General features: G+C 49.2%; 1 protein-coding gene. It reads left to right on the forward strand.

The window, feature by feature from the left end:
• Positions 1-12 precede the first annotated feature (12 nt).
• Positions 13-390 (forward strand): hypothetical protein, encoded by a 378-nt coding sequence (locus R7E78_RS30540; protein ID WP_000869297.1) that lies wholly within the window; start codon positions 13-15, stop codon positions 388-390.
• Positions 391-518 lie beyond the last annotated feature (128 nt).

Genomic DNA, 518 nt, shown 5'->3' on the forward strand with positions numbered 1-518 from the left:
TAGAGAGGAACCATGAAAGTAACTAATAGACTCCAACTGCTGGCACTGGGGCTGTGTATAGCCGGTACTGCCATCGCGGCTCCTGATGTGCTCAATGACGACGCAAAGCTCAAGAACCTTGAGAAGGTGTGTCCCGACTGTCAGATGGTGGCAAAAGATGTACTCAATCTGCGGGTTGAAAACTGCCAGCTCAAAGACACTTCCAGTGCAATGATGATTGGCACCATGCAAAATGACCCTATGTTTTCGTTTATGCTGGCTGTACACACAGCGGCAGGCTCGGAGGCATACAAAACGGTAGTTGGTGCCGCTGGCAACCATGTTGACTGTGAAAACCCGTTGAACTGGATCAAGCTGACCCAGCAAGCGATTAAAGGTGGCAAAGTCTAATGCGTAAGAGAGATTTCTTTTTTGGAGAGGTGTATGAGGGGAGTGGAGGAGCCACTCTACGACTGAGTGATATGGAACCATTGGCAAGAAAAGTGTCGGCAGAGTTCTTCACTGCACAACTGAACCGT

It is taken from the genome of Vibrio sp. YT-19(2023) (assembly GCF_033337395.1).